The organism is Streptomyces sp. NPDC085524, from assembly GCF_044541755.1.
Classification (GTDB): Bacteria; Actinomycetota; Actinomycetes; order Streptomycetales; family Streptomycetaceae; genus Streptomyces.
The window spans coordinates 259,385-283,063 of sequence record NZ_JBITTH010000010.1 but is presented as its reverse complement, the minus strand read 5'-3'; the positions used below and the strand labels follow the sequence as shown (position 1 = coordinate 283,063).

Sequence of the window (23,679 nt, the reverse complement as noted above, 5' to 3'; positions counted from 1 at the left end):
CAGGCATGGCGTACACGTTTCAGGTGACCATCGACTCCGCCGATCCGCACACGCTCGCCGACTGGTGGGCCGACGCCCTCGGGTGGGAAGTGGAGCAGAGCGACGAGGAGTTCATCCGCAGCATGGTCGCCGCCGGGCACGCGAGCATGGAGGACACCACCACCCACCGCGGCTCCCTCGTCTGGAAGGCCGGAACCGGGATCCGGCACCCGGAGGGACTGGAGCGGGCACCGCGGGTGCTCTTCCAGTTCGTGCCCGAGCCCAAGACGGTCAAGAACCGGGTGCACCTCGACGTCCGCACCGGCGACGACGATCCGCGGGCCGTCGTCGAACGCCTCGTCGCCAAGGGCGCCAAGCAGCTCCACGAAGGCCGTCAGGGCCCCTCCGCGTGGACGACACTCACCGACCCCGAGGGCAACGAACTCTGCGTCTCCCACTGACGGCCTAGGCTGGTGCCGTGAACGTCATCCTGTTCGGCGCGACCGGAATGATCGGCCGGGGCGTCCTGCGCGAGTGCCTTCGCGACGACTCCGTCGAGAAGGTGCTCGCCATCGGCCGCAGCCCGCTCGGCGTCAGCCACCCCAAGCTCCGCGAGTCCGTGCAGAGCGACCCCTCGGACCTCGCCGCCGCAGGCGTCGACCCGGCCGACTACGACGCCTGCTTCTTCTGCCTCGGCGTCTCCTCCGTCGGCATGAAGGAAGAGGCGTACCGGCGGATCACGTACGATCTGACGCTCGCCGTGGCCCGGCGACTGGCCGCGGCCAACCCCGGGCTGACCTTCGTCTACGTGTCCGGCGAGGGGACGGACGGCAGCGGGCGCAGCCGGCAGATGTGGGCCCGCGTCAAGGGCCGGACCGAGAACGCCCTGCTGGAACTGCCCTTCCGCGCCTACATGTTCCGCCCCGGCATCGTCCAGCCGGTGCGCGGAGTGCCCTCCAGGACCCGGCTCTACCGCACCCTGTACGCGGTCACCGCGCCGCTGATCCCGCTGGTCCGCCGGATCGCACCCGACCTCGTCATCGGCTCCGAGGCGATGGGCCGGGCCATGATCGCCGTCGCCACCCCCGGCACCGAGGTCCCGGGGCACATCCTGCGGCCCGCCGACATCAACCGCCTGGGCGCAGGGCGTGACCAGGCATAATTAAGTACCGGGCAGAACCTCCCGCGCGTCAGAATGACGCATCTCAATCCGGGAGGAACCCATGAGCCAGGAGACCCTGACTCTGCACGACCTGCTGCCCGCCCAGGCGCTCGACCACGCGATCGAGGCCGGGCACGTGACCCGCAAGACGCACCCCGAACTGCCGCTGTCCATCTACACGTACACACGGACCGCCCAGTACGAACACGTCTGGAACGAGGTCACCACGCGCTGCCGAGGACTCGTCGCCGACGACGACACCGGCGCGGTCGTCGCGCTGCCGCTGCCGAAGTTCTTCAACGTCAGCGAGCACGAGTCGGGCCGGCCCTACGCACCGGCCCTGCCGGACGAGCCGTTCGAGGTGTACGACAAGGTCGACGGCAGCCTCGGCGTGGTCTTCCACTACGCGGGCCGCTGGAACGTGGCCTCCAAGGGATCCTTCATCAGCGCGCAGGCCACCTGGGCTCAGCGCCGGCTCGACGGCAAGGACACCGCGGGCCTGCGCCCCGGGACCACCTACCTCGCCGAAATCCTGTACCCGGGCAACCGCATCGTCGTCGACTACGGCGACCGGCGCGACCTCGTGCTCCTCGCCGCCTACGGCGCCGACGGCACGGAGGTCCCGCTCGCCGAGGCCGCGGCCCACTGGGAGGGCATCGGCTCCGTCGTCACCGTGTGGCCCGCCATGCCCCTCGACGAGCTGATGGCGCTGACCGCGTCCAACACCCTGCCCGGCGGCACCCCGGCGAGCGGCATCGACGCGGAGGGCTTCGTCCTGCGCTTCGCCTCCGGCGTGCGCGCGAAGGCCAAGCTGGCCGAGTACGTACGGCTCCACCGGGTGCTCACCAAGGTCACCGAGCGGGACATCTGGCGTGCCCACGGCATCCAGCGGTTCGCCGGCCGGCCCGTCAAGCAGCTCGCGCAGGGACTGGGTTGCACGGCCGCCGAGATCGAGGCCTGGGGCGGCAAGCCGCTCGACGCGCTCCTGGACCAGGTGCCCGACGAGTTCGACGCCTGGGTGCGCGAGATGATCGCCCGCTTCGAGGACGAGGCCGAGCGGCGCGGGCGCGCGGTGGAGGAGGCGTACGCGGGACTCGCGCACCTGGCCGCGGACCGCGGTGCCTTCGCGCGCGCCGTGAAGGAACTGCCCGACCGCGCGATCCGCCCCGCGATGTTCCTGCGCCTGGACGGCAAGCCGACGGACCTCGTGGTCTGGCGGTTCATCCGGCCCGAGGCCTCCGACCCCTACACGAACGACGAGGAGAACTGACCCGTGTCCGAGGAGACACCCGCACCCGACGGCACCGCGACCGCGACCGCGACCGCGACCGGCACCGCGACCGCGACCGGCACCGCGACCGCGACCGGCACCGCGACCGCGACCGCGACCGGCACCGCGACCGCGACCGCGACCGGCACCGCGACCGCGACCGAGGCCGCGACGGGCACCGCGGCCGAAGAGGACCGGCTGCCCGTCGTGCACGTCATGACCGGCCTCCCGGCCTCCGGCAAGACCACGGCCGCGCGCGCCCTGCAGGCCGAGGCCGGCGGGCGCATGCGCCGCGTCAACCTCGACGACCTGCGCAGCATGCTCGACCTGCCGGCCCCCGAGCGCGGCCGCAGTTGGGCGCACGAGCAGACGGTCCTCGCGGTCCAGGACGCGGCCGTCCGCGCCGCGGTCGACGGCGGTTTCGACGTGGTCGTCGACAACACCCACCTGACCAAGAACATCCCCAAGCGGCTCAAGGCGGCGGTCGGCGGCCTCGCGACCTTCGTCGTGCACGACTTCACCGACGTCCCGCTGGAGGAGTGCCTGCGCCGGGACGCCGGCCGGGAACGCCAGGTCGGCGAGGAGATCATCCGCATCCTGGCCGAGAAGCACGAGAAGGCCCGCAAGGGCGGCTGGCGGCTGACCTCGGAGTGGATGAACGGCGGCTCCGGCGGCGGCGCCGTGCCCCCGGTGACGGAGTACGTCCCCGACCCGGCGCTGCCCGCCGCCGTGATGTGCGACATCGACGGCACCCTCGCCCTGATCGGCGACCGGGGACCCTACGACTTCACGCGCTGCGAGCTCGACCTGCTCAACGAGCCGGTCCGGCACGCCCTCGAGGTCTTCCGGAGGGCCGACGGCGACAGGATCGTGCTGCTGTCGGGCCGCAGCGAGGAGCACCGCCCGCAGACCGAGCGCTGGCTGGCCCGCCACGAAGTCCCGTACGACGAGCTGTGGATGCGTGCGACCGGCGACCAGCGCCGCGACGACGTGGTGAAGGCGGAGCTGTTCGACGCGCACGTGCGCCACCGGTACGCGGTTCGCGTGTCGCTCGACGACCGGGACCGGGTGGTCGCGGTCTGGCGCCGGATGGGCCTGCCCACCTGGCAGGTCAACTACGGCGACTTCTAGGCGCCGGGGCACGGAGCGCGGAGCGTGGAGATGAGCGTGCTGATCGTGGACGCCGCGAACGTCGTCGGCTCGGTGCCGGACGGCTGGTGGCGGGACCGGCGGGGCGCCGCGGAGCGGCTGCGCGACCGGCTGGCCGCGCGCGACGCCGGCGAGGAGATCATCCTCGTCGTCGAAGGCGCGGCCCGGGGTGTCGAGTCCGTGCCCGGGGTACGGGTGGACCCGGCACCCGGCAGCGGCGACGACCGGATCGTCGAACTGGCGGCGGCCTACGCGGACCGCGACTGCGTGGTGGTCACGGCCGACCGCGAACTGCGGGAACGGGTGCGGGCGCACGGCGCGCGGTGCGTGGGGCCGCGCGCCGTACGCCCGCCGGACTGACCGGGGGCCGGCCGGCCTCAGCGGCAGTACTGCACCCAGCCGTGGTTCTCGACGTAGCGGGCGGAGACCCAGCGCTCCTCGCCGTACGCCTTGCGGTCGTCCGGACGGGTGCCGTTCTGCCAGTCGCCCTTCTCCGGCTTGCCGTTCTCCGGCTTGCCGATCTGCCAGTCGCCGTGCTCGGAGTCGCCGTTCTCCTTCTTGTCGTCGCGCTCGGCGAGGCGGTACCAGATGCTGTTCCCGTCGACGCTCTCGCCGCGCTTCTTGCACCAGATCTCGACCTTGCTGTGCGGGCGGACCTCGCCCACGGACCGGGAGCGGGTGGTCGGCTTGCTCCGGACCTTCAGCGGGCCCTTCGAGACGACCTTGCCGGTGGTGTGGCCCGCGATGCGGAACCCGCCGTCCTCCGCGACCGCGGTGCCCGCACCGACCAGGCCGAGCACCAGGCTTCCGGCGGTGAGGGCGAGGATGGTCCTGGTGGACTTCAGCATGAGCCGGCTCCTCTACGAAGACTTCCGCCCGGCCGCCGAGCGCGGCACGGGGCGGCAACCGGGCGGTTGCCACGGACGACTATGGCGAGGAGGGAGCCGGGCCCTCGGGTGGCGCACCGCCGGTTAGCCCGATATGCCCAATCTCCGGTATCGGCGTGCGGGGCCGTGCCCGCCCCCGAACGGGCACGGCCGCGCAGCGGGGCCCCGGGGGGAAAGGGCCGGTGCCGGCCGGTGAACCGGCTCGGCACACCGTACGGGCCCGCCGACCGCGGCCGCGCCCATCCACGGGTTGACATCCGCCTACCCCCAACGATGGCGACCCTGTACAACGAGGGGTGTACACAAGGGGGGTTGACGTGCACGTGGCCGCACACCCGGCGGCGGTCCGGCTCCGCGCCGTGCTTCCGGTGGTCAGCGAGGTCGTGTACGCCCTCGGCTCGCTCTGGATCTCGACGACGATGCTCCGCAACTGGCCCGACCCGAACGGCTATTGGCGGGACACCGACGCGCTCGCCTACGCGCTGCTCGTGGCGGTCTACCTGCCGCTCGTGCTGCGCCGCCGGTTCCCGGTCCCGGTCCTCGCCGGTACGGCCGTCTGCGTCGGCACCTACTTCACGCTCGGCTACTACCACGTCGTGGCCGTCTGCGGCCTGCTCCTCGCCCTCTACACGGTGGCCTCCCTGTGCCCGCGCCGGGTCTCGGTCCGGTGCGCCGCAGGGAGCCTGGCCGTGCTGCTGTGGGGCACCCGGCTGGCCGAGCCGGGCATCGGCGCGCTCAGCGTGGGCTTCGTGTCGGTGTCCACGGTGGTGTGCTGGGTGGCCGGCGACGGCTCCCGGCGGCTGCGCGAGCTCACCCGCCGGCTGCGGCTGGAACAGGAGGAGAAGGCCCGCCGGGCCGTCATGGAGGAACGCATCCAGATCGCCCGCGAACTGCACGACGTCATCGCGCACCACGTCTCGGTGATCTCCGTCCAGACGGGGCTCGCCGGGTACGTGTTCTCCTCCGACCCGCCGACCGCCCGCCGCGCCCTGGACACCGCGGGGGACAGCGCCCGCGAGGCCCTGGCCGAGATGCGGCGGATGCTGCTGGTGCTCCGCGAGGAGGGACCGGGCCCGGAGCACGGACCGCAGGGGCCGCCCGGCGGCGTACAGGGGCTCGGACGGCTGGACGAACTGGTCAAACGCGTCGGCGAGGCCGGGGTGCCGGTGGACGTACGGATCACGGGAACCGCGTACGAGCTGCCGCCGGGCATCGACCTGTGCGCGTACCGCGTGGTCCAGGAAGCCCTCACCAACGTGATCAAGCACGCCCCGCGGGCGCGGACCACCGTACGGGTCCACTACGGCCCGGACGAGGTGCACGTACGGGTCAAGGACGCCGGGAACGGGCGGACCCCGGTTCCGGCCCCGGAGCCGGCCGGACCCGGGACGAGCACGGGCCAGGGGTTGATCGGCATGCGCGAGCGGGCGACGATCTACCACGGCACGGTGACCGCCGCGCCCGCGCCCGAGGGCGGTTTCGAAGTCAGTCTGCGGGTCCCCGTACCCCGAACAGGAGGGGATGGAGCGGATGCCGTCCGTACTCGTCGTCGATGACCAGTTCCTGATCCGGTCCGGACTGACCGCGCTGCTGACCGCGGCACCCGGCTACGAGGTCGCCGGCGAGGCGGCGGACGGCGAGGAGGCCGTCCGGCTCGCCGCCGAGACCCGCCCCGACGTGGTCCTCATGGACATCCGGATGCCCGGCACGGACGGCATCGCCGCCACCGAGCGGATCGTGGCGGACGGCCGCGAGCCGCACGCCGACGGCGGGCCCAAGGTGCTCGTGCTCACCACCTTCGACACCGACGAGTACGTCCTGCGCGCGCTCCGCGTCGGCGCCAGCGGCTTCCTCGTCAAGGACACCCCGCCCGACCGGCTGCTCGCCGCCATCTCCACCGTCCACGCCGGCGAGATGCTGTTCAGCCCCCGCGCGTTGCGCGGGCTGATCGACGCGTACGCCGCCCCCGTCGCGGCCCCCGCCGCCCACCCCGGTCTGAGCACACTGACCCCGCGCGAGCGGGAGGTGCTCGGCCTGGTCGGAGCGGGGCTCTCCAACAGCGACATCGCCGAGCGGCTCTTCCTCAGCGCCGCCACCGTCAAGACGCACGTCCACCGCTGCATGAGCAAGCTGGAGCTGGCCAGCCGCGCCCAGGCCGTGGTCCTGGCCCACGAGTTCGGCATGGTCACCCGGACCGGCTGACGCTGACCGGGGCCGCCTGACGGGGACCGGCCGACCCGGAACCTCCGGGACTTTCCGGATGCGGGCTGCGGCGGGCCGGGCGAGAGTGGGTGCCATGGGAATCGAAGACTACGGCGGCGGTCCCGGTGCGCACGAGACCGGCATCCTCGTCGTGACCACCAACGACGTCCCCGGATACCGGGTCGAGCAGGTCATCGGCGAGGTCTTCGGCCTCACCGTGCGCTCCCGCCACCTGGGCAGCCAGATCGGCGCGGGACTGAAGTCGATGATCGGCGGCGAGCTGAAGGGCCTCACCAAGACCCTCGTCGAGACGCGCAACCAGGCCATGGAACGGCTCATCGAACAGGCGAAGGCGCGGGGCGCGAACGCCGTGCTGATGATGCGGTTCGACGTCACCGACGCGGCCGACGTCGGGACCGAGGTGTGCGCGTACGGGACGGCCGTGGTGCTGGTCCCCGCCGCCTGACCGACACCGCTGCCGCTGCCGCCGCCGTAAGTCCAGGACGGCGCTCCGCTTTGTCCATGGGTTTGTCCCGCCCCGGTCCGCAAGCTGACAGACCAGTGAGCGGACCGCTCGGGCCCTCCGTGCCGTGAGCGGTCTTCCGTGCAGGAAGCGCCGACTCCCGGAGGCCCCATGCGAACCCCCCTCTGGCCGCGGCCGCGGCCGCGGCGGCCGGTCTGGCCGCCACCCTGGTCGTGGTCGTGGCCGTGCCCGCCGCCCCCGCCACGGCGGCCGCGCCCGTGACGATCATCTCGCCCGAGCTGTCCGTCAGCGTGGACGGCGCCTTCCCCCGCGTCATCGGGGACGTACTGCACGGCAACGAGGACCCGTTGAGCACCGTTCTCGTCAACGGGACGAGCGACACCCCCACCGTGACCTCCACCCCCTCCGCCTCGGGCATGGACTACGCGCTCGCCTTCTCCGGAGTGACCATCAGGTCCCGGATCTCGGTGACCGGTTCGACCGTGGAGTTCAAGGTCACCGCGATCGAGGACACCGCCGCACTGCGCGTGCGCAGCTTCGCGGTCCCCGACCACACCCTCGTCAGCGTCCGCAGCGACCAGCCCGGCGCCGCCCTCGCCACGGCGGCCATGCACACCGCGACCACCGGCACCGGGGACACCTTCACCCCGGTGACCGCGAGCACCCCCGTCGACCGTCCGCCACCACCGTGATGTACGGCCTGGCCAACGCCGGCAGGCTGGCCGCGGCCCACGGACGGCCGCACCGTCCTGTCCGGTGACGCCCACCTGCTGCCGCGCGGCGGCAAGCTCTCCCACTGGAACGACAAGGGCGGCTCCACCACCTGGACCCTGCCTGCGGGCTGGAGCGCGCCCAAGCTGTACCGGCTCACCGACACCGGGCGCGTCCTGGTCGGCGACCTCGCGATCGGGGCAGGCGGCACCGTCACGGGCCGGAGGGCGGAGGCCAGAGGCCGGAGGGCGGTTGCGTTCGACGCCCTGCGGGGGCACCCCGCCGCACCCCCGACCCCCGGCGGGCGGGCTCACGGTGCCTGCCGCGCGCCCGCCAGGGCGACCGGTCCGGCCCGGTCCACCGCGCCCCGCCCCGAAGGCGTCCGCAGGCCCGCCGCCAGGCCGGCGATCACCACGGCCAGGCCCAGCCACACCGCCGCCCCCGGGATCCCGCCGCCCGCGCAGACCCCCGCCCCGGCCGCCGCGACCGGGGCGATCCCGGTCAGCAGCCCGGCCCGCCCCGGGCCCACCGCGGCCACCGTCCGGTACCAGAGGACGAACGCCACCGCGGTGACCATGACCGCCAGGTACCCCGAGGCCGCCCACTGCGTCCCGGTGACCGAGGCCAGCTCCGAGGGCTGCTCGAACACCGCCGCGAGCCCCGCGAACATCACCGCCCCCATCCACACCGCGTGCACCGACACCCCCCACGCGCCGTGCCGCCGCAGCACCGGTACGGCGAGCAGCGTGAACCCGGCCTCGCAGCCCAGGGCGAGGACCGCCCAGGCCACCCCGGCGGCGTCCGTCCGGCCCGTGCCTTCGACCAGTACGGCCCCCGCCACGACCACGGGAGCCGCGAGCAGCACCTGCCGGCTGGGCCGGCGCCCCTCCAGGAGCGGGCCGAGCAGCCCCAGCAGGATCGGCACGGAGGCCACCGCGACGGCGATCACGGCCGGTTCGGCATGGGCGACCCCCCGCACCACCGCCACGTTGAACAGCACCAGCCCCGTCACCGCGATCCCGGCCAGCCAGAGCCACTCGCGGCCGCGGGGACGCAGGACGGTCACCCGCGCGGCCCTGGCCAGTGCGAGGAGGAGCAGCGCCGCGGCCGCGTACCGGGCGGCCTGGAGGGTGAACAGCGGGGCGTCGACGAGGGCGCGGGAGACGGTGACGCTGCTGCCGACCAGCGCCATGCCGGCGATACCGGGGGCCAGGTCCCGGAAGGCGTTCTTCTTCATACGGACCAGCCTGGGCACACAATGGACCTGTGAGCAGGTCCAAAGAGAGCGGCATCGAGGGGTCCAAAAGGCCCGGGCGGGCGTCCGGGGCAGCGGCCGGGTCGGACTTCCTCCAGCTCGACATCGGCGAGGCCCCGGCCGGCGGCCGGACCGACTGGCTCGCCGGACGGCTCCGCGCCGCCATCGCCGACGGCACCCTCCCGGTCGGCAGCCGGCTCCCGGCCAGCCGGGTGCTCGCCGCCGAGCTCAGCGTGTCGCGGGGGCTGGTCACCGAGGCCTACCAGCGGCTCGCGGAGACCGGCCAGGTCGACGGCCGCGGGCGCGCAGGCACCGTGGTGGTCGCCGCCCCGCCCCCGGCGGCCGCCCCCGCCGCCGCCCCCGAACGCGGCGGCCTCGTGGACGCCCTGCGCGCCGAGCCCTGCCGGATCGACCTCTCTCCCGGTGTCCCCGACCTCACCGCCTTCCCCCGTACCGCCTGGCTCCAGGCGGAGCGCCGCGTGCTCGCCGCACTCACCCCGGCCGACTTCGGCTACGGGAACCCGCAGGGCGCGCCCGCCCTGCGCGAGGCCGTCGCCGGCTGGCTGTCGCTGAACCGGGGCATCCGGGCGGATCCGGACGAGGTGGTGATCGTCAGCGGGGTGGCCCAGGCCCTCGGGCTCCTCGCGAAGGTCCTGCACGAGGACGGCGTACGGCGCATCGCGGTGGAGGACCCGGGCTCCCTCGGGGCCCGCCAGCAGCTGGAGTACGGGCGGCTGGAGACCGTACCGGTACCCGTCGACGGGGCCGGGCTGGACGTGGCCGCGCTGCGCGCGAGCGGGGCCGACGCCGTCCTGACGACCCCGGCGCACCAGTTCCCGACGGGGGTCGTGCTCGACGGGGAGCGCCGCCGGGACCTGCTCGGCTGGGCGGCCGCCGGGGGACTGGTCGTCGAGGACGACTACGACGCCGAGCACCGATACGACCGGGCCCCCGTCCCCGCGCTGCGCGCCCTGTTCCCCGAGGGCGTCTGCTACGCCGGGAGCGTCTCCAAGCTCCTCGCCCCCGCGCTGCGCCTCGGCTGGCTGCTGGTCCCGCCGCGGCTGCGCGACCGCGTGATCGAGGCCAAGCGGTACGCCGACCTCGGCAATCCGGTCCTCGCCCAGCTCGTCCTGGCCCGGCTGATGCAATCGGGCGAGCTGGAACGCCACCTGCGCTTCGTCCGGCGACGCCACCGCCGCCGGCGGGACGCGATGCTCCGGGCCCTCGCCGACCGGCTGCCGGGCGCCCGGGTGCACGGAGCGGCCGCGGGCCTGCACCTCATGGTCACCTTCGACGGCGCCCGCTTCGAGGACGCCGACCTGGCCGCGGCGGCCCTGGCCCTCGGGGTCAAGGCCCATCCGCTGTCCTGGCACCGGATGCGACCGGGTGCGCCGGGCCTGATCCTCGGTTACGCGGCCGGCTCCGTGAGCGAGATCGAGGAGGGCGTCGCCACGCTGGGCAGAGCGGTGGAGGAGCTTTCGCGGACCGGCCCGAAACTTCTTCGGGAAAAGAAGCAACCTCCACCGGGGTCGCGCGTCGTGCGGGGGTGAAGGGTGCGGACCCGCACCCTCGACCCGAACGTGGAGAACCACCGTGAAGAACCTGAACCGCGTCCCCCGCACCGTCCGCCGGGCGGCCGTCACCGCTGCCGCCGCCGGGGCGGTCGTCGCCCTCGCCGGACCGGCCTTCGCCACGGGGGCCTCCGCCTCGCCGTCCCCCGCGCCCGCCTCCAGCTCCTCGCCGAGCGCCGCGCCGAAGGCACCCGCGGACGCGGCCAAGCCCACCCCCTCGGTCAGCGTCCCCGGCAGTGCCTCGCCGAGTGCCGCGCCCAGCGCGTCCGTGTCCTCCGTGCCGAGCGCGGCGCCCAGCGCGTCCGTGTCCTCCGTGCCGAGCGCGGCGCCCAGCGCGTCCGTGTCCTCCGTGCCGAGCGCGGCCCCGGACGCCTCCGCCTCACCCACCGCGCCCGCCGATGCGGAGCTCGCGCATACTGGCTCCTCCGCCACCACCACCGCCCTGGGTGCCGGGGCCGCCGTCCTGCTCGCCGCCGGGGCCGGAACCCTGTACGCCGTCCGGCGCCGCACCAACGGCTGAGGAAACCCGTGCTTCACCTCGTACCGACCGCCGGCCCCGCCACGCCCGTCCTCGACCGGGCGTGGCGGGGCCTGTGGGCGTTGCTGCGCCGCGAACGCTCCGCCCCGCCGGTCACCGCGCCCGCGTACGGACCCTCGTACACCTACGACTTCACCGGCGCCGGCGACTTCGGCCAGCCGCCCACCGTGTCCGCGCTCTACCACGCGCACCGGCTGCGGATGGTGCGGCTGGCCGTACTGCTCGTGGACGACCTGGCCACCGCCGAGGACGTGGTCCAGGACGCCTTCACCGCCCTGTACCGCCGCCACGGCGAGCACGTCGCCGAGGTCGACAACGCGCTCGGCTACCTGCGCACCGCCGTGGTCAACACCTCGCGCTCCGTCCTGCGCCGCAGGCGCACCGCCCGGGCCTGGACCCCGCCCGCCGCCGCCGACGTGCCGTCCGCCGAGGCGTCCGTCGTGCTCGACGAGGCGCACCGCGAAGTGCTGGCCGCGCTCGGCCGGCTCAGCCCGCGCCGGCGCCAGGTGCTGGTGCTGCGCTACTGGGCCGAGCTCAGCGAGGCGGAGATAGCCGCCACCCTGGGGATCAGCCGGGGAGCCGTGAAGTCGAACGCCAGCCGGGGCCTGGACGCCCTGGAGCGGATCCTGGAGGGACGGATATGACGCCCGGGACGTACGACCACGACGGCGAACGCCCCGTCGAGCGGCGGCTGCGGCAGGCCCTCGACGCACGCGCCGCCGAGATCACGGTACGCACGCTGCGGCCCGCGGATCCGCCCGGTGCGCACCCGGCCGTCCCACGGCTGCGGCGCCGGCTCGCCTTCGCCCTGGCCGGGTTGGGGGTGGCTGCCGCCGCGCTGGCCGGGTACCTGGTGCTCACTCCGGAGGACGCGCCGGTCCGCCAGGTGCCGCCGGCGGCGCCCCCCGAGCTCGACCCGCCCACATCATCGCCGTCACCGTCGCCCTCGTTGTCGTCCCCCGGTCCGGCGACGCCGTCGCCCGGAGGGACGCGGACACCGGAGTCGCCGTCCGCGTCGCCGAGTTCGCCGCCCACCCCGGGGGCTTCCGCGAGTCGGTCCGTCACGCCCTCGGGCTTCCCGAGCCCGGGCGGGAAATCGGCATCGCCGTCGGTTCCCCACTCGCCGACTCCCTCCTAACCACGGGGGACGTCCTCTGAGGTGTGCCATGTGGCGGAGACGAGCGGGGCATTGGCCGGGGGCCGGTACCAACTCCTCGAACCGGTCGGCCAGGGCGGCATGGGCCGCGTACGGCGGGGGCGCGACGAGACTCTCGGCCGGGAGGTCGCCGTCAAGGAGGTGACGCTCCCTCAGATGGAGTTCGTGACGGGCGCCTCCCTCGCCGCTGCGCGGCGGGGACTCGTCTGGGCGGGAGCCTTCCTGCTGCCGTGGAGCCGCGCCGCGCACTGGTTCACCCCCGCGCGGGGCTGTCCGTCTTCCTCGTGGCCCTGGTGGCGGGGCTGGTGAACGTGGCGGTGCGGCCCCGGGGGCGCTGGGCGTGGCCGGCGTTCGTGGGCGTGAACGTCATGCTGTTCGTCTGGGGGCACCTGCTGGGTGTGCGGCCCCTCTGGTCGGCCGTCCTCGACGGGCTGATCCTCGGCACCGGCGCCTTCGCCCTGTGGAGGGTCGCCCCCGGGAGTCGTCAGGCCGTCCCCGTGCCCCGCACCGCCGCCACCAGCGGGGCCAGCTCCGGCTTGAGCGCGGCCTGGTCCAGGGCCTCCTGCAGTGCGGCGTCGTTCGTGGGCCGGGCCTCGGCCAGCAGGGCCAGGCCGGACTCGCTCACGTCGGTGTAGATGCCCCGGCGGTCGGTGTCGCAGATGTAGCGGGCCAGCAGTCCGCGGTCCTCCAGCCGGGTCACCAGCCGGGTCGTCGCGCTCTGGCTGAGCACCACCGCGTCGGCTACCTGCTTCATCTGCAGGTGTCCGCCCGGGCCGGAGTGCTGCCGGCTCAACACGTCCAGCAGGGAGTACTCGCGGACGCTGAGCCCGTGCCCCGCCTGGAGCACCCGCTCGAGGTGCGACTCGATGCGCCCGTGCAGGAGGGAGAGGGCGCACCAGCCCTGGGCGAGGCCGGTCAGTGCGCTGTCGGTGGCGGTCATGCCCCCAGGATAGGCGAACCCCGCAATAGCCCGCGCTTGCAAATATCCCGCGTCTGCAATTAATGTGGACGCACGTAAGCCGCGAAAGCAATCTCTCCTGAAGGGGCTCCCCCCATGCCACTCGCCCTCCTCGCCCTCGCCATCGGGGCCTTCGGGATCGGCACCACCGAATTCGTGATCATGGGCCTGCTGCCCGAGGTCGCCTCCGATTACGGCGTCTCCATCCCCACTGCGGGCTTCCTGGTCACGGGCTACGCCCTGGGCGTCGTCCTCGGCGCCCCGCTGATGACCGTCCTCGGCACCCGCGTCCCCCGCAAGCGCATGCTGATGCTGCTGATGGGCCTGTTCATCGCGGGCAACGTGCTCTCCGCGCTCGCCCCCGCCTTCGGCGTCATGCTCGCCGGCCGGGTCGTCGCCTCCCTCGCGCACGGAGCCTTCTTCGGCATCGGCGCGGTCGTCGCCGCGGAGCTCGTCGCCCCCGAGAGGAAGGCCGGCGCCATCGCGATGATGTTCACCGGCCTGACCGTGGCCAACGTCGTCGGGGTCCCGCTCGGCACCCTCGTCGGGCAGACCGCCGGCTGGCGCCTCACCTTCCTGATCGTCGCCGCCCTCGGCGTCCTCGGCCTGCTCGGCATCGCCCGCCTGGTTCCCGAGCTGCCCCGGCCGCAGGGCGTACGGATCCGCCACGAGCTGGCCGCCTTCCGCAACGTCCAGGTGCTCCTCGCGATGGCCATGACGGTCCTCGGCTTCGGCGGGGTCTTCGCGGCGATCACCTACATCACCCCGTTGATGACCGAGGTCGCCGGCTTCGCGGGCACCTCCGTCACCTGGCTGCTCGTCCTCTTCGGCCTCGGCATGGTGGCCGGGAACCTGGTGGGCGGCCGGTTCGCCGACCGCGCGCTCATGCCGATGCTGTACGCCACCCTGGGCGCGCTGGCCGTCGTACTGGCCCTGTTCACCCTCACCGCGCACAGCAAGGCGGGCGCCGCCGTCACCGTCGTGCTCATCGGCGCCCTCGGCTTCGCGACCGTGCCGCCGCTGCAGAAGCGGGTCCTCGACCAGGCCGCAGGGGCCCCCACCCTGGCCTCCGCCGTCAACATCGGCGCCTTCAACCTCGGCAACGCCCTCGCCGCCTGGCTCGGCGGCCTGGTCATCGCCGCCGGCCTCGGCTGGACCGCGCCGAACTGGGTCGGCGCCGCCCTGGCCGCCTCCGCCCTCGTGCTCGCCCTCGTCTCCGGAGCCCTGGAACGCCGCACGGCGGCCCGGCCCGGCCGGATCGTCGCCTCCGGGAGCCCCGGACCCGCCCGCGTCGCGGCCCACCGCTGAGCCCCACCGCTCGCGCTCCCGTGTCCCCCGTGCCACGTTGGTACGGGGGACACGGGAGCATGATGCGGAATCGAATACGGCACAAGAAGATCCACGCCATCGCGACGGCGACCGCCGCCGCGCTGGTCACCCTTGCCGTGCCCGGCTGTACGGCCGCCTCGGACAGCGCCCGCGCCCCGGCCGCCCCCGCCGCCCCGACCCAGGGGTCCGGCACCGTCACACCGGCCGACCGCAGCACCGACGCCGCCCCCACGCCCTCGCCGACGCCGACCCGCACCTACCCCCTCTCCACGGCCCCGCAGACCATTCCGGCCGTACGGGAGCACGTGCCCGCCCGCGGGCCCGGCTGGAAACCCGCTCCCGGCTCGCGGGTGGTCGTACCGGCCGAGGACAAGGCGGCCCTCTCCGACGAGGGCAGACTGCTCGCCGGTGAACTGGGCATCGGATACGCCGAGTCGACGGCGCCGCGCACCGGAGACGTGGAACTCTCCCTCGGTGAAGCGAAATCGGGCGCGCCCGAGTCCTACACCCTCACCGTCAAGGACGGCCGGGTCCACGTCACCGGCCCCGACCAGGCCGGGGTGTTCTACGGCACGCGCACCCTCAAGCAAGCCGTCAAGGGTTCCGGTTCGGCCCCCGAGGGCACCGTCCGCGACGCACCCGCCAAGCCCCAGCGCGGCCTCAACCTCGACATCGCGCGCAAGTACTTCACCCCCGACTGGATCAAGGACCGGCTGCGGGAGATGGCCGACCTCAAGCTCAACCAGCTCGGCCTGCACTTCTCCGACGACCAGGCCTTCCGGATCCAGTCCGACACCCACCCCGAGATCGTGTCCACCCCGCACCTCACCAAGGCCCAGGTGCGCGACATCAACGCGCTCGCCGCCCGGCTGCACATCACCGTCGTCCCGGAGATCGACTCGCCCGGACACCTCGGCGCGGTGATACGCGCCCACCCCGGCCTGCAACTGCGCGACGTACAGGGCCGGGCGGTCAAGGGAGCGGTGGACATATCCGACCCGGCGGCGGCCGAGCTCGTCGACGAACTGCTGCGCGAGTACCTGCCGCTGTTCCCCGGCGGGGCCTGGCACCTGGGCGCCGACGAGTACCAGGCGCTCGTCTACCGCGACCCGCAGGCCTCCTTCCCCCAGCTGGCCGCCGCCGCCCGGCAGCGGTACGGGGCGAACGCCCGCGTACAGGACCTGGCGACGGGCTGGCTGAACGACCGGGCGGCCGTGGTCCGTCCCTCGGGCAAGGCACTGAAGGCGTGGAACGACGGCTTCTTCACCGGCGGGGTGACCACCGCGGCCAAGGACATCCAGGCCGAGTACTGGACGGGCAAGGAGATCGGCGCCCGCCCGCCGCTCTCGTACCTGCGCGAGGGCCGCAAGGTCGTCAACCTCAACGACGAGTACCTGTACTACGTGCTGGGCGAGCCGAACCAGTTCACCTACCCCACCGGCCGCCGCATCTACGAGCAGTGGACCCCGCTCGTGCTGCGCGGCACCACCGCCGTGCCGGCCTCGTACGCGCCGCAGATCCTGGGTGCGCGCCTCGCCGTGTGGTGCGACCTGTCCGGCGCCCAGACCCCGGCCCAGGTCGCGGCGGGCATCCGGCTGCCGCTGGCCGCCCTCTCCCAGAAGGTGTGGGACGCGCGCACGCCCGCTCTGCCGTGGACCGGGTTCAAGACCCTCGCCGACCGGCTCTGAGGGCCCGGAGATCCACGAACCGCAACGGCCGGATGCCGGACAGGTGACGATCGTGATCCGGCCATCGTCATGGCCGAAAGCCGCACGCTAGGTTGACCCCCACACTTCGACCATGCAGAGGGAGACGACCATGCGAGCGGTACGCGGCCCGCGCACGACCCCGGGGCGTGCGGCACTCGCCGCCTTGGCGGTGAGCGCGACGCTGGCCCTGACGGCCTGCGGTCCGGCTGCCGGAAAGGCCGGGCCCGCCGCCTCGCCGAGTGCCGCCGGACCGGCCGGCTCCCTGGCCCCGGCCACCCCCTCCGCCACGGCGAAGACCCCGGCCCCCTCGGCGTCCAAGTCCGCCGCGAAGCCCGCGGCGACGAAGAAGCCGGGCTCCCCGGTGCCGAGCGCGAGCTGCGACCACAAGATGCCGATCGCGCCCGACCTGATCGCCGTGTACCGCTACACCCCGGAGGGCGGCTCGCACAACCTGATCGTCCGGTACGGCAACTGGAGCTGCGGCACCCCGGGCGACGGCGCGTACTTCGACGCGGTCGGCAAGGAGGTCTTCGTCCCGATCGCGGACACCGCCAAGATCACCGCCACCGCCCCGATCGTCCAGGGCTCGGCGCCGGAGAAGATCACGCTCCAGCAGCTCATCGACTGGGTGACCGCCCACCCCGACGCGGGCCGCCCGTTCCAGTACCACCTGGGCGCCGACGGTGCGATCGACACCCTCGACGAGGTCTACCTGCCGTAGCCCGCGGTCCAGGAGCCCCGGCGGCCGCGGAGTCGCGGCCGCGGATGCGGGCCGTGACCGGACCGGCCGGGCCGAAATGCCCTACGGCCAGATGGAGTCGACCCACTCAGGGTGGTCGATGAACGGGTTCCGGTTGTGCTGGAACGTGTCGTAGATGACCTGGTTGCGGCGCTGCTCGAAGGCGTCCGGCGGGTCCATCCGGTTCCACTGCTTCAGCAGGCTGAGCCGGCCGAACAGCGGCGCCGTGCCGTTGTTGACCTTGTCGTTCATCTCCAGGTCGGCGAAGCCGTCGCCGCCGTCGTACCGCACGGCCATGTAGAGCAGCATCCGCGCCACGTCGCCCTTGACGGCGTTGCGCGGCTCGAAGGAGTCGCTGTCGGTGAAGCTGCCCGGGGCCTCGCTGACCGGGCTGCCGCCCAGGTCGAAGTCCTTGTTGCCGCGGGTGCTGTTGACCGTGACGTCCTCGGGGCGCAGGTGGTGCAGGTCGGTGCCCGGGCCGGTGGCGGTGCCGAAGTCCCCGTGGCTCTTGGCCCAGACGTGCTCGCGGTTCCAGTCGTTGACGCCGCCGCCGTTCGTGGACTTCGACTGGGAGCGGCCCGAGTAGACGAGGATGACGTTGTTCGGGTTCGCCGGGTCCTGGTCGGTGACCTTCAGCGCGTTCCACACGCCGTCGTAGCTCACCTTCGACTGCACCTTGACGATGTCGTGCAGGGCCGTCTTCAGCGCGGCACCGGACTTGCCCTCGGCGGCGGCGTAGTACGCGTCCACGGAGACGGCAGTCCTCGCGGCCGCGGGGGCGGCCGTCCGGTCCTGGCCGGCGGAGGCGGCCGCCGGTATCGCGATCAGGGCGGCCACGGCGAGGCCGCAGGCCCATGGGGTCAGGCGGGAGAATCTCATGACGTGGGGGTTCCTCTCCACAAACACCGTCCCCGCCCTGGGTGTTGGCGGGGTGTCAGGTGGCAGAGCGAGGTTCACATTGTCATGTGCCCGGCAGGTAAAGGCCATGTGTCCGGCGCGCGGATCTTCGTGTGTGGGGCCGCCGTGGCGCGGGCAGGGTAGCGGTGGCCCGGCGCGGCCGGGCCGATCGCGCACCTCCGTACCGTGAACACCTCCTACCGGGAGCAGCCCATGGCAGTGAAGATCCTCATCGTGACCGGCGACGCGGCCGAATCGCTGGAGGTCCTGTATCCGTACCAGCGGCTCCGCGAAGAGGGGTACGAGGTCCACATCGCGGCGCCCGCGGTGAAGAAGCTGCGGTTCGTCGTCCACGACTTCGAGGAGGGCTTCGACACCTACACCGAGAAGCCCGGCTACACCTGGCCCGCCGACGTGGCCTTCGCCGACGTGGTGCCGGAGGAGTACGCCGCCCTGGTGGTGCCGGGCGGCCGCGCGCCGGAGTACCTGCGCAACGACCCCGAGGTGCGGCGGATCCTGGCGGCCTTCGCCGACGCTGACAAGCCGATCGCCCAGATCTGCCACGGCCCGCTGATCACGGCCGCGGCCGGGGGCCTGTCCGGGCGCCGGGTGACCGCGTACCCGGCGCTGGAGCTGGACATGAAGGCGGCCGGGGCGGAGTTCGAGGACTCCGAGACGGTCGTCGACGGCACCCTGGTCTCGGCCCGCGCCTGGCCCGACCACTCGCGCTGGATGCGGGAGTTCCTGACGGTGCTGCGCGGCAAGGCCCCCGTCGCCTGAGTCCCGGTCCGCACCCCCGTCGCCGTCGCCCGGCCCGCGGACTGCCGTCCGCGGGCCGGGCGCGGTGAAGGGGCGCGGTGAACGGGAGGCTCCCCATTCCCTTGTGAAGTGTCCGGTCGGGCCCCCTGACGGGACAGGGCGGGTGTGCTGAGGTTGGTGGGTCAATCGATGCTGATTTCAAGGCAGTTGAAAGGACACCACCGTGACTGGACGACCCTTGGGCAGGCGCAGGTTCATCGGGGCGGCCGCGGCCCTCGGCAGCGCCGCACTCGCCGGCCCGCTCGCCCCGCTCGCCCAGGCCCGTACGACAGCCGACGCGACCTCGACCACCGCCTCCCGCCCCGACGCCGTCGCCACCCCGGCCGGATTCCAGCCCGAGGGCATCGCGGTCTCGGGCCGGGGCGCGGCCTACACGGGATCCCTGATCGACGGCTCGATCTACCGCGCCGACCTCGCCACCGGCACCGGCCGGATCATCACCCGGGGCCAGGGCCCGATGTCGGTCGGCCTCAAGCTCGACGCGTACGGCAGGCTCCTCGTCGCCGGCGGCGACAGCGGGCAGATCCGGGTGATCCACTCCGGCGACGGCCGCGTGCTGGCCACGCACCAGGCGGCGACGGGCACGGCCTTCATCAACGACGTGGTCGTCGGATGCGGCGGCGCCTGGTTCACCGACTCCTTCGCCGACGTCGTGTACTTCCTGCCCGCCGGCCGCTCGCTCACCGGCGCCGATGCCGCACCGCGCGCCCTCCGCCTCGGCGGGGAGTGGGTACCGGTACCGCCCGGCGGCCAGTACTGGGGCGCCAACGGCATCGAGCGCACGCCCGACGGCCAGGCCCTGCTGCTGGTGCACGACACCGCCGAGGCCCTCTTCCGCGTCGACCCGCGCACCGGGACCGCGACCCGGACCGTCCTCGACGGGGGCTCGGTGGGCAACGGCGACGGGCTCGTGGTGCACGGCCGCACCCTGTACGTCGTACGCAACTGGGCCTATGCCGTGGACGTCTTCACGCTGAGCGGGGACGGCCGCCGGGCCCGGTTCGTCAAGCGGATCACCGACCCGCGGTTCGACGAACCGACCACCGCGGCCGTGTACGGAAACCGGCTCTACGTCGTCAACGCCCGCTTCGACGCCGACTGGGCGGACCCGGCCACCGCCTCGACGATCGTCAGCTGCCCGCTGTGACCGCCGGGGCCTGCTCGCCCTTGTAGTCGGCGCCGAAGTTCTTCTTCACCGCCGCGTCCCAGGAGCCGTCCTGGACCATCTTCTTCAGCGCGGCGTTGATCTTGCCCTGGAGTTCCTTGTTGCCCTTCTTGACCCCGATGCCGTAGTTCTCGACGCTCAGGTTCTGGCCCGTGAGCTTGAACTTGCCCTCGTTGCCCTTCCGGGCCGCGTAGCCGGCCAGGATGGAGTTGTCCGTGGTCATCGCGTCGACCAGGTGGTCCTGAAGGGCGACGAGGCACTCCGAGTAGCCGGCGACCTCGAGGATGCCGGCCTTCGGGGCGAGCTTGTTCTTGAGGTTCTCGGCCGAGGTGGAGCCGACGACGGAGCAGAGCCGCTTGGCCGGGTTGTTGAGGTCCTCGGCCTTGGTGATGCTCGTGTCGTCGGCGCGGATCAGCAGGTCCTGGTGGGCGACGAAGTACGGGCCGGCGAAGTCGACCTTCTCCTTGCGCTTGTCGTTGATCGAGTAGCTCGCGGCGACCAGGTCGACCTCGTTGTACTGCAGCAGCAGCTCGCGGTCGTTGCTGTACACCTGCTTGAACTCGATCTGGTCCGGCTCGTAGCCGAGCTGCTTGCCGATGTACGTCGCGACGTCCACGTCGAAGCCGGTGAAGGTGCCGTCGGGCTCCCGCATCCCGATGCCCGGCTGGTCGAACTTGATGCCGACCGCCAGGGTTCCCTTGGCCTCGTCGTCGCCACTGCACCCGGCGGTGGTGAGGGTGAGGGCGATCACTGCGGCGACCGCACCGGCCTGGGGAACCTTCATCTTGCACTCTTTCTTTGGACGCGGCGGCGCGCCGGGATCGCCGGGCACACGGAACCGCGAAGACGTGGGGGGACGTCGAGACACGTGTACGAGGAAGACACGTGTACGAGGAAGCTAGGAAGACGACCGGCTCAGCGTCACTAGATCTGAGCAAAACTTGAGGATAACGATCCGGACCGACCGCCGATCCTGCGGCCGATCGGCGCCCGGACGGTAAAAGGGGCGGCATGGGAAACGGTTCGGTGAGGGTCCACAACAACGCGCTGATACTGGGAGAAGGGGTGCAGATCCACTTCATCCGGACCTTGCGGCTGCCCGAATCCGGCACGCACGCGCTACCGCCGGGGATGGGGGAGTTCCCGCTGCGCCGCGTCGAGGACCATCCGGACACGGTGCCGCCCGAGTGGCTGGCGAAGGGCGGCGTGATGCTGCCCGTGTACCTGCGCGAGGCGATGTGGCTGCGCTTCGGCGGCACCCGTGAGCCGGCGGCCCTCCAGGTCGGCGTCGGCAAGGTCTGCGCCGTCTCGGGCGAACGCTGGACGGGGCGGCTCGCGCGCGACCCGCAGAACTACGTGACACTGCCCCGGCAGCCGTGGCTGGACGGGATCAATTCCGGCAACGGGACGGTGCGCCAGTTCGTGGCCGTGCCGCTCGGGCTCGGCGCCACCGTCGAGGGCCAGGTGACCGGCGAGGAGACCACCGGCGGCGTACAGCTCCAGGTGTTCCCCCTGGGCCCGGTGGCGCTCGCGCACTGGCGGCGCTCGGATCAGGCGAAGCGGGCGGGGAGGCCGCGCGGGGGTGCCGGCCCGCAGCCCCCCGCCGGGTTCGCCGGCCGCCCGGGGCCGCCGCCGATGATGCCCGCGCCCATGATGTGCGGCGGCGCTCCCGGCTCCGCCCGCCCGGGCGGCTCCGCCCTCCCTCCCGCGGCTCCGGCGATGGGGCTCGGAGTGGGCGGCTCCATGCGCCAGGAGGTCTACCGGGACGACCGGCCGCTGTCCGACTGGGCCGAGGAGCCGGCCGGGCGCGTCTTCGTCCACCTGGTGCCCCCGCCCGCATGGCGGCACATCACCGGGGAGGACGCCCCGCCCTCGCCGGCCGACCGGGCCGCCTACACCAGGGCCGGGCTGCCCTGGTTCGACTACTACGACGATTCCGCCGCCGATCTCGCCCCGGCCGACGCCCTGGGGGAGGTCAAGCCGGTCGGGGAGTGGCTCGGCGACGACCACGCCCCCTGGGCGGCACCGCACCCGGGCCAGGTCAAGCAGCTCGGGAACGCCCCGCGGCCGGGCAGGCCCGTACAGGACGGCGACTGGTAGGCGGACGCGCGGCGGGGGCCGGCTGGCCGGGATCGTGCGGTCGTTCGGCCCCGGCCGCGGTGTGCATGGGATCATGGCCGGGCCATACCCGTTGAACGGAGGGGGAGTTCGGTGACCGGTGTACGCAAAGGCCTCGCCAAGGTGGAGGTCGCCCTGAAGTGGGACCCCAGCCCGGCCGGCACGCCCGCGAACGACCTGGACATCATCGCCGCCGTCTACGGGGCGGCGGACCTCTACCGGGAACCCGTCCAGCTGGTCCACTTCGGCAGGCGCTCGCCCGACGGCACGATCACCCTGAACCGCGACAGCCACACCGGCCAGGGCTTCGGCTTCGACGAGGTCATGACGATCGAACTGGACCGGATGGGCGACGAGTTGCGCCGGGTGGTCGTCGGCGTGGTGATACAGAACGCCGTGGCGGGCGCCGACGGCACCAAGACCTTCGCCGACATCGCCGGTACGGGCTTCCGGATCCGGGAAGGCCACACCGGCCTGGCACAGGGCGACTTCGGGGACGTGCCGACCGCCACCGCGGCCACGGTGGCCGAGTTCCTCCGCGACGCCTCCGGCACCTGGTCCCTCGACGCACGGGTGCGCGGCTTCGACGCAGATCCGGAGGAGTACACGCGGGCGATGGGCTCCGTACGCTGACAGCCGGGGGATGCCGATGCGCTCGGGCGGGCCGGGGCGGCGCGGTGGCGCGGCGGCCCGCACGGCCCGGGCGGCGGCCACTCTTCGGATGAGTGGCCGTCGCCCGGCCCGGGAGGCGCGCTGCCACCGTCCCCACGAGGCAGCGCGGGCAGGCCTCCGTCCGGTCATCGGGACGGCGGCCCGCCGGTTCAGGGGGTCCGGCCGCCGGCCGGCGCCAGGCCCAGGGAGGGGAGCATGACCGCGTCGACGAACCGGACCAGGTAGTCGGCGTCGGCGTACTTGCCCTCCAGTACGTGGCGGATCCGGAGCACGCCCATGAGCTGGGCGGGCAGGAACTCCACGGCCGGGTGGTCCGCGGTGATCTCGCCCCGCGCCACCGCCCGCTCCACCATCGCGTCGAAGGCCGCCAGCTCCGGCTCGACCAGCGCCTCGCGCAGCGCGGACTGGAGCTCCTCGTCACTGAGCACCGCGTGCCCGAGGGCGTGGATCAGCCGGGTGTCCCGGCCCGAGGTGCACGCCGCGATACGTGCGGCCTCGCGCAGATCGCCGGCCAGCGACCCGGTGTCCACCGCGGCGAGCGTGCCCTGCCGGTTCGCGCGCAGCGCGGCGGCGACCAGCCGGGGCTTGGTCCTCCACTGCCGGTAGAGCGTGGACTTTCCGCAGCTGGCGCGGGCGGCGACGCCCTCCATGGTGAGGGCCTCGTAGCCGTGCTCGCGCAACTGCTCCAGGACGGCGTCGTAGAACTCCTGCTCCCGCTCCGGCGTGATCTTGGAGCGGCGCGCGGGGGTCGGCGGCGTCGTCGTCATGGGTGCGGCTCCTCGGGGGCGCCTCGGTGGCGGGTCTGGTGAAAGTCTACGGGAACGCGAGCGTATCGGTACACCCCCGTATCGATACGCCAATGTATCGATACACTGGCGTGTCGATATCGGCCGAAGGCAGGCCGAGCCA

Annotated in this window: 26 protein-coding genes and 1 pseudogene; 21 read left to right on the top strand and 6 right to left on the bottom strand. The window is 73.4% G+C overall.

Going from position 1 to position 23,679, the window contains the following annotated elements:
• Nucleotides 1-5: 5 nt before the first annotated feature.
• From ACIGFK_RS18225 to ACIGFK_RS18205, 5 genes are all read left to right on the top strand, one after another.
• Complete coding sequence (locus tag ACIGFK_RS18225) at nt 6-440, top strand: VOC family protein (protein WP_376661194.1); 435 nt, start codon at nt 6-8, stop codon at nt 438-440.
• A 17-nt stretch (nt 441-457) separates the two neighbouring features.
• Nucleotides 458-1,141, top strand: coding sequence for an epimerase (locus ACIGFK_RS18220; RefSeq protein WP_400052585.1), 684 nt, complete (start codon nt 458-460; stop codon nt 1,139-1,141).
• Nucleotides 1,142-1,202: 61 nt separating this feature from the next.
• Complete coding sequence (locus tag ACIGFK_RS18215; protein ID WP_376661192.1) at nt 1,203-2,411, top strand: RNA ligase; 1,209 nt, start codon at nt 1,203-1,205, stop codon at nt 2,409-2,411.
• Between the two features lie 3 nt (nt 2,412-2,414).
• Nucleotides 2,415-3,542, top strand: coding sequence for an AAA family ATPase (locus ACIGFK_RS18210; protein WP_400052583.1), 1,128 nt, complete (start codon nt 2,415-2,417; stop codon nt 3,540-3,542).
• Between the two features lie 30 nt (nt 3,543-3,572).
• Nucleotides 3,573-3,920 carry an NTP pyrophosphohydrolase gene (locus tag ACIGFK_RS18205; protein WP_376661190.1) on the top strand — a complete coding sequence of 116 codons (348 nt, stop codon included), beginning with the start codon at nt 3,573-3,575 and terminating at the stop codon, nt 3,918-3,920.
• 17 nt (nt 3,921-3,937) lie between these two features.
• On the opposite strand, the gene ACIGFK_RS18200 is transcribed toward ACIGFK_RS18205, so the two are convergent.
• Nucleotides 3,938-4,408 (bottom strand): hypothetical protein, encoded by a 471-nt coding sequence (locus ACIGFK_RS18200; RefSeq protein ID WP_376661189.1) that lies wholly within the window; start codon nt 4,406-4,408, stop codon nt 3,938-3,940.
• Nucleotides 4,409-4,764: 356 nt separating this feature from the next.
• On the opposite strand from ACIGFK_RS18200, the gene ACIGFK_RS18195 reads away from it, so the two are divergent.
• The 5 genes and pseudogenes from ACIGFK_RS18195 to ACIGFK_RS18175 form a co-directional block, all read left to right on the top strand.
• Nucleotides 4,765-6,003, top strand: coding sequence for a sensor histidine kinase (locus tag ACIGFK_RS18195; RefSeq protein WP_400052581.1), 1,239 nt, complete (start codon nt 4,765-4,767; stop codon nt 6,001-6,003).
• Nucleotides 5,978-6,649, top strand: coding sequence for a response regulator (locus ACIGFK_RS18190; RefSeq protein ID WP_400052579.1), 672 nt, complete (start codon nt 5,978-5,980; stop codon nt 6,647-6,649). Before ACIGFK_RS18195 ends, ACIGFK_RS18190 begins: the two co-directional genes overlap by 26 nt.
• A gap of 94 nt (nt 6,650-6,743) precedes the next feature.
• Entirely contained in the window at nt 6,744-7,115 is a 372-nt protein-coding gene (locus ACIGFK_RS18185) for a YbjQ family protein (RefSeq protein WP_376661186.1), read from the top strand.
• 236 nt (nt 7,116-7,351) lie between these two features.
• Nucleotides 7,352-7,825 carry a hypothetical protein gene (locus ACIGFK_RS18180; RefSeq protein ID WP_376661185.1) on the top strand — a complete coding sequence of 158 codons (474 nt, stop codon included), beginning with the start codon at nt 7,352-7,354 and terminating at the stop codon, nt 7,823-7,825.
• Nucleotides 7,826-7,879: 54 nt separating this feature from the next.
• Nucleotides 7,880-8,005 (top strand): annotated as a pseudogene (locus ACIGFK_RS18175) (glycoside hydrolase family 101 beta sandwich domain-containing protein); the annotation flags it as partial.
• A gap of 149 nt (nt 8,006-8,154) precedes the next feature.
• On the opposite strand, the gene ACIGFK_RS18170 reads toward ACIGFK_RS18175, so the two are convergent.
• Nucleotides 8,155-9,081 carry an EamA family transporter gene (locus ACIGFK_RS18170; protein WP_376661184.1) on the bottom strand — a complete coding sequence of 309 codons (927 nt, stop codon included), beginning with the start codon at nt 9,079-9,081 and terminating at the stop codon, nt 8,155-8,157.
• 29 nt (nt 9,082-9,110) lie between these two features.
• Here ACIGFK_RS18170 and ACIGFK_RS18165 point away from each other — a divergent pair, with 29 nt between their 5' ends.
• The 4 genes from ACIGFK_RS18165 (at nt 9,111) to ACIGFK_RS18150 (ending at nt 12,673) form a co-directional block, all read left to right on the top strand.
• On the top strand, nt 9,111-10,649 hold the full coding sequence (locus ACIGFK_RS18165; RefSeq protein WP_386467698.1) for a PLP-dependent aminotransferase family protein: 1,539 nt from the start codon (nt 9,111-9,113) through the stop codon (nt 10,647-10,649).
• A gap of 43 nt (nt 10,650-10,692) precedes the next feature.
• On the top strand, nt 10,693-11,190 hold the full coding sequence (locus tag ACIGFK_RS18160; protein WP_386467696.1) for an LAETG motif-containing sortase-dependent surface protein: 498 nt from the start codon (nt 10,693-10,695) through the stop codon (nt 11,188-11,190).
• Between the two features lie 8 nt (nt 11,191-11,198).
• Entirely contained in the window at nt 11,199-11,852 is a 654-nt protein-coding gene (locus ACIGFK_RS18155) for an RNA polymerase sigma factor (RefSeq protein WP_386467694.1), read from the top strand.
• A gap of 524 nt (nt 11,853-12,376) precedes the next feature.
• Nucleotides 12,377-12,673, top strand: coding sequence for a hypothetical protein (locus tag ACIGFK_RS18150; protein ID WP_376659435.1), 297 nt, complete (start codon nt 12,377-12,379; stop codon nt 12,671-12,673).
• A 175-nt stretch (nt 12,674-12,848) separates the two neighbouring features.
• Here the strand turns inward: ACIGFK_RS18150 and ACIGFK_RS18145 are convergent, their stop codons facing one another.
• Nucleotides 12,849-13,304, bottom strand: coding sequence for a MarR family winged helix-turn-helix transcriptional regulator (locus tag ACIGFK_RS18145; protein ID WP_376659436.1), 456 nt, complete (start codon nt 13,302-13,304; stop codon nt 12,849-12,851).
• A 114-nt stretch (nt 13,305-13,418) separates the two neighbouring features.
• Here ACIGFK_RS18145 and ACIGFK_RS18140 point away from each other — a divergent pair, with 114 nt between their 5' ends.
• The 3 genes from ACIGFK_RS18140 (at nt 13,419) to ACIGFK_RS18130 (ending at nt 17,081) form a co-directional block, all read left to right on the top strand.
• A complete protein-coding gene (locus ACIGFK_RS18140) occupies nt 13,419-14,630 on the top strand; it encodes an MFS transporter (RefSeq protein ID WP_400052575.1) in 1,212 nt (403 codons plus the stop codon).
• A 59-nt stretch (nt 14,631-14,689) separates the two neighbouring features.
• On the top strand, nt 14,690-16,339 hold the full coding sequence (locus tag ACIGFK_RS18135) for a family 20 glycosylhydrolase (protein WP_386467689.1): 1,650 nt from the start codon (nt 14,690-14,692) through the stop codon (nt 16,337-16,339).
• Between the two features lie 112 nt (nt 16,340-16,451).
• On the top strand, nt 16,452-17,081 hold the full coding sequence (locus ACIGFK_RS18130) for a hypothetical protein (protein ID WP_400052573.1): 630 nt from the start codon (nt 16,452-16,454) through the stop codon (nt 17,079-17,081).
• Between the two features lie 81 nt (nt 17,082-17,162).
• Here ACIGFK_RS18130 and ACIGFK_RS18125 read toward each other — a convergent pair whose 3' ends face one another.
• Nucleotides 17,163-17,978, bottom strand: coding sequence for an endonuclease I family protein (locus ACIGFK_RS18125; RefSeq protein WP_400052571.1), 816 nt, complete (start codon nt 17,976-17,978; stop codon nt 17,163-17,165).
• Between the two features lie 231 nt (nt 17,979-18,209).
• Here ACIGFK_RS18125 and ACIGFK_RS18120 point away from each other — a divergent pair, with 231 nt between their 5' ends.
• Nucleotides 18,210-18,776 carry a DJ-1/PfpI family protein gene (locus tag ACIGFK_RS18120; protein ID WP_376659441.1) on the top strand — a complete coding sequence of 189 codons (567 nt, stop codon included), beginning with the start codon at nt 18,210-18,212 and terminating at the stop codon, nt 18,774-18,776.
• Nucleotides 18,777-18,978: 202 nt separating this feature from the next.
• A complete protein-coding gene (locus tag ACIGFK_RS18115) occupies nt 18,979-19,962 on the top strand; it encodes an SMP-30/gluconolactonase/LRE family protein (protein ID WP_400052569.1) in 984 nt (327 codons plus the stop codon).
• Here the strand turns inward: ACIGFK_RS18115 and ACIGFK_RS18110 are convergent.
• Complete coding sequence (locus ACIGFK_RS18110; protein WP_400052567.1) at nt 19,946-20,764, bottom strand: glutamate ABC transporter substrate-binding protein; 819 nt, start codon at nt 20,762-20,764, stop codon at nt 19,946-19,948. The two genes, ACIGFK_RS18115 and ACIGFK_RS18110, sit on opposite strands and share 17 nt — an antisense overlap.
• A 227-nt stretch (nt 20,765-20,991) precedes the next feature.
• On the opposite strand from ACIGFK_RS18110, the gene ACIGFK_RS18105 reads away from it, so the two are divergent.
• Both ACIGFK_RS18105 and ACIGFK_RS18100 read left to right on the top strand, forming a co-directional pair.
• Nucleotides 20,992-22,080: a hypothetical protein gene (locus ACIGFK_RS18105; RefSeq protein WP_400052565.1), complete on the top strand. Its 1,089-nt coding sequence runs from the start codon at nt 20,992-20,994 to the stop codon at nt 22,078-22,080.
• Between the two features lie 111 nt (nt 22,081-22,191).
• The gene (locus tag ACIGFK_RS18100; protein WP_400052563.1) at nt 22,192-22,731 is read left to right on the top strand and encodes a TerD family protein; all 540 of its coding nucleotides are present in this window, start codon (nt 22,192-22,194) and stop codon (nt 22,729-22,731) included.
• A gap of 188 nt (nt 22,732-22,919) precedes the next feature.
• Here the strand turns inward: ACIGFK_RS18100 and ACIGFK_RS18095 are convergent, their stop codons facing one another.
• Complete coding sequence (locus tag ACIGFK_RS18095; RefSeq protein WP_376659446.1) at nt 22,920-23,537, bottom strand: TetR/AcrR family transcriptional regulator; 618 nt, start codon at nt 23,535-23,537, stop codon at nt 22,920-22,922.
• Between the last annotated feature and the right edge of the window lie 142 nt (nt 23,538-23,679).

Coding starts and splice junctions, on each gene's coding strand:
- ACIGFK_RS18225 (WP_376661194.1), top strand. CDS start 6: ATGGCGTACACGTTTCAGGTGACCATCGACTCCGCCGATCCGCACACG.
- ACIGFK_RS18215 (WP_376661192.1), top strand. CDS start 1,203: ATGAGCCAGGAGACCCTGACTCTGCACGACCTGCTGCCCGCCCAGGCG.
- ACIGFK_RS18205 (WP_376661190.1), top strand. CDS start 3,573: ATGAGCGTGCTGATCGTGGACGCCGCGAACGTCGTCGGCTCGGTGCCG.
- ACIGFK_RS18200 (WP_376661189.1), bottom strand. CDS start 4,408: ATGCTGAAGTCCACCAGGACCATCCTCGCCCTCACCGCCGGAAGCCTG.
- ACIGFK_RS18190 (WP_400052579.1), top strand. CDS start 5,978: ATGCCGTCCGTACTCGTCGTCGATGACCAGTTCCTGATCCGGTCCGGA.
- ACIGFK_RS18185 (WP_376661186.1), top strand. CDS start 6,744: ATGGGAATCGAAGACTACGGCGGCGGTCCCGGTGCGCACGAGACCGGC.
- ACIGFK_RS18170 (WP_376661184.1), bottom strand. CDS start 9,081: ATGAAGAAGAACGCCTTCCGGGACCTGGCCCCCGGTATCGCCGGCATG.
- ACIGFK_RS18145 (WP_376659436.1), bottom strand. CDS start 13,304: ATGACCGCCACCGACAGCGCACTGACCGGCCTCGCCCAGGGCTGGTGC.
- ACIGFK_RS18140 (WP_400052575.1), top strand. CDS start 13,419: ATGCCACTCGCCCTCCTCGCCCTCGCCATCGGGGCCTTCGGGATCGGC.
- ACIGFK_RS18135 (WP_386467689.1), top strand. CDS start 14,690: ATGATGCGGAATCGAATACGGCACAAGAAGATCCACGCCATCGCGACG.
- ACIGFK_RS18130 (WP_400052573.1), top strand. CDS start 16,452: ATGCAGAGGGAGACGACCATGCGAGCGGTACGCGGCCCGCGCACGACC.
- ACIGFK_RS18125 (WP_400052571.1), bottom strand. CDS start 17,978: ATGAGATTCTCCCGCCTGACCCCATGGGCCTGCGGCCTCGCCGTGGCC.
- ACIGFK_RS18120 (WP_376659441.1), top strand. CDS start 18,210: ATGGCAGTGAAGATCCTCATCGTGACCGGCGACGCGGCCGAATCGCTG.
- ACIGFK_RS18110 (WP_400052567.1), bottom strand. CDS start 20,764: ATGAAGGTTCCCCAGGCCGGTGCGGTCGCCGCAGTGATCGCCCTCACC.
- ACIGFK_RS18105 (WP_400052565.1), top strand. CDS start 20,992: ATGGGAAACGGTTCGGTGAGGGTCCACAACAACGCGCTGATACTGGGA.
- ACIGFK_RS18095 (WP_376659446.1), bottom strand. CDS start 23,537: ATGACGACGACGCCGCCGACCCCCGCGCGCCGCTCCAAGATCACGCCG.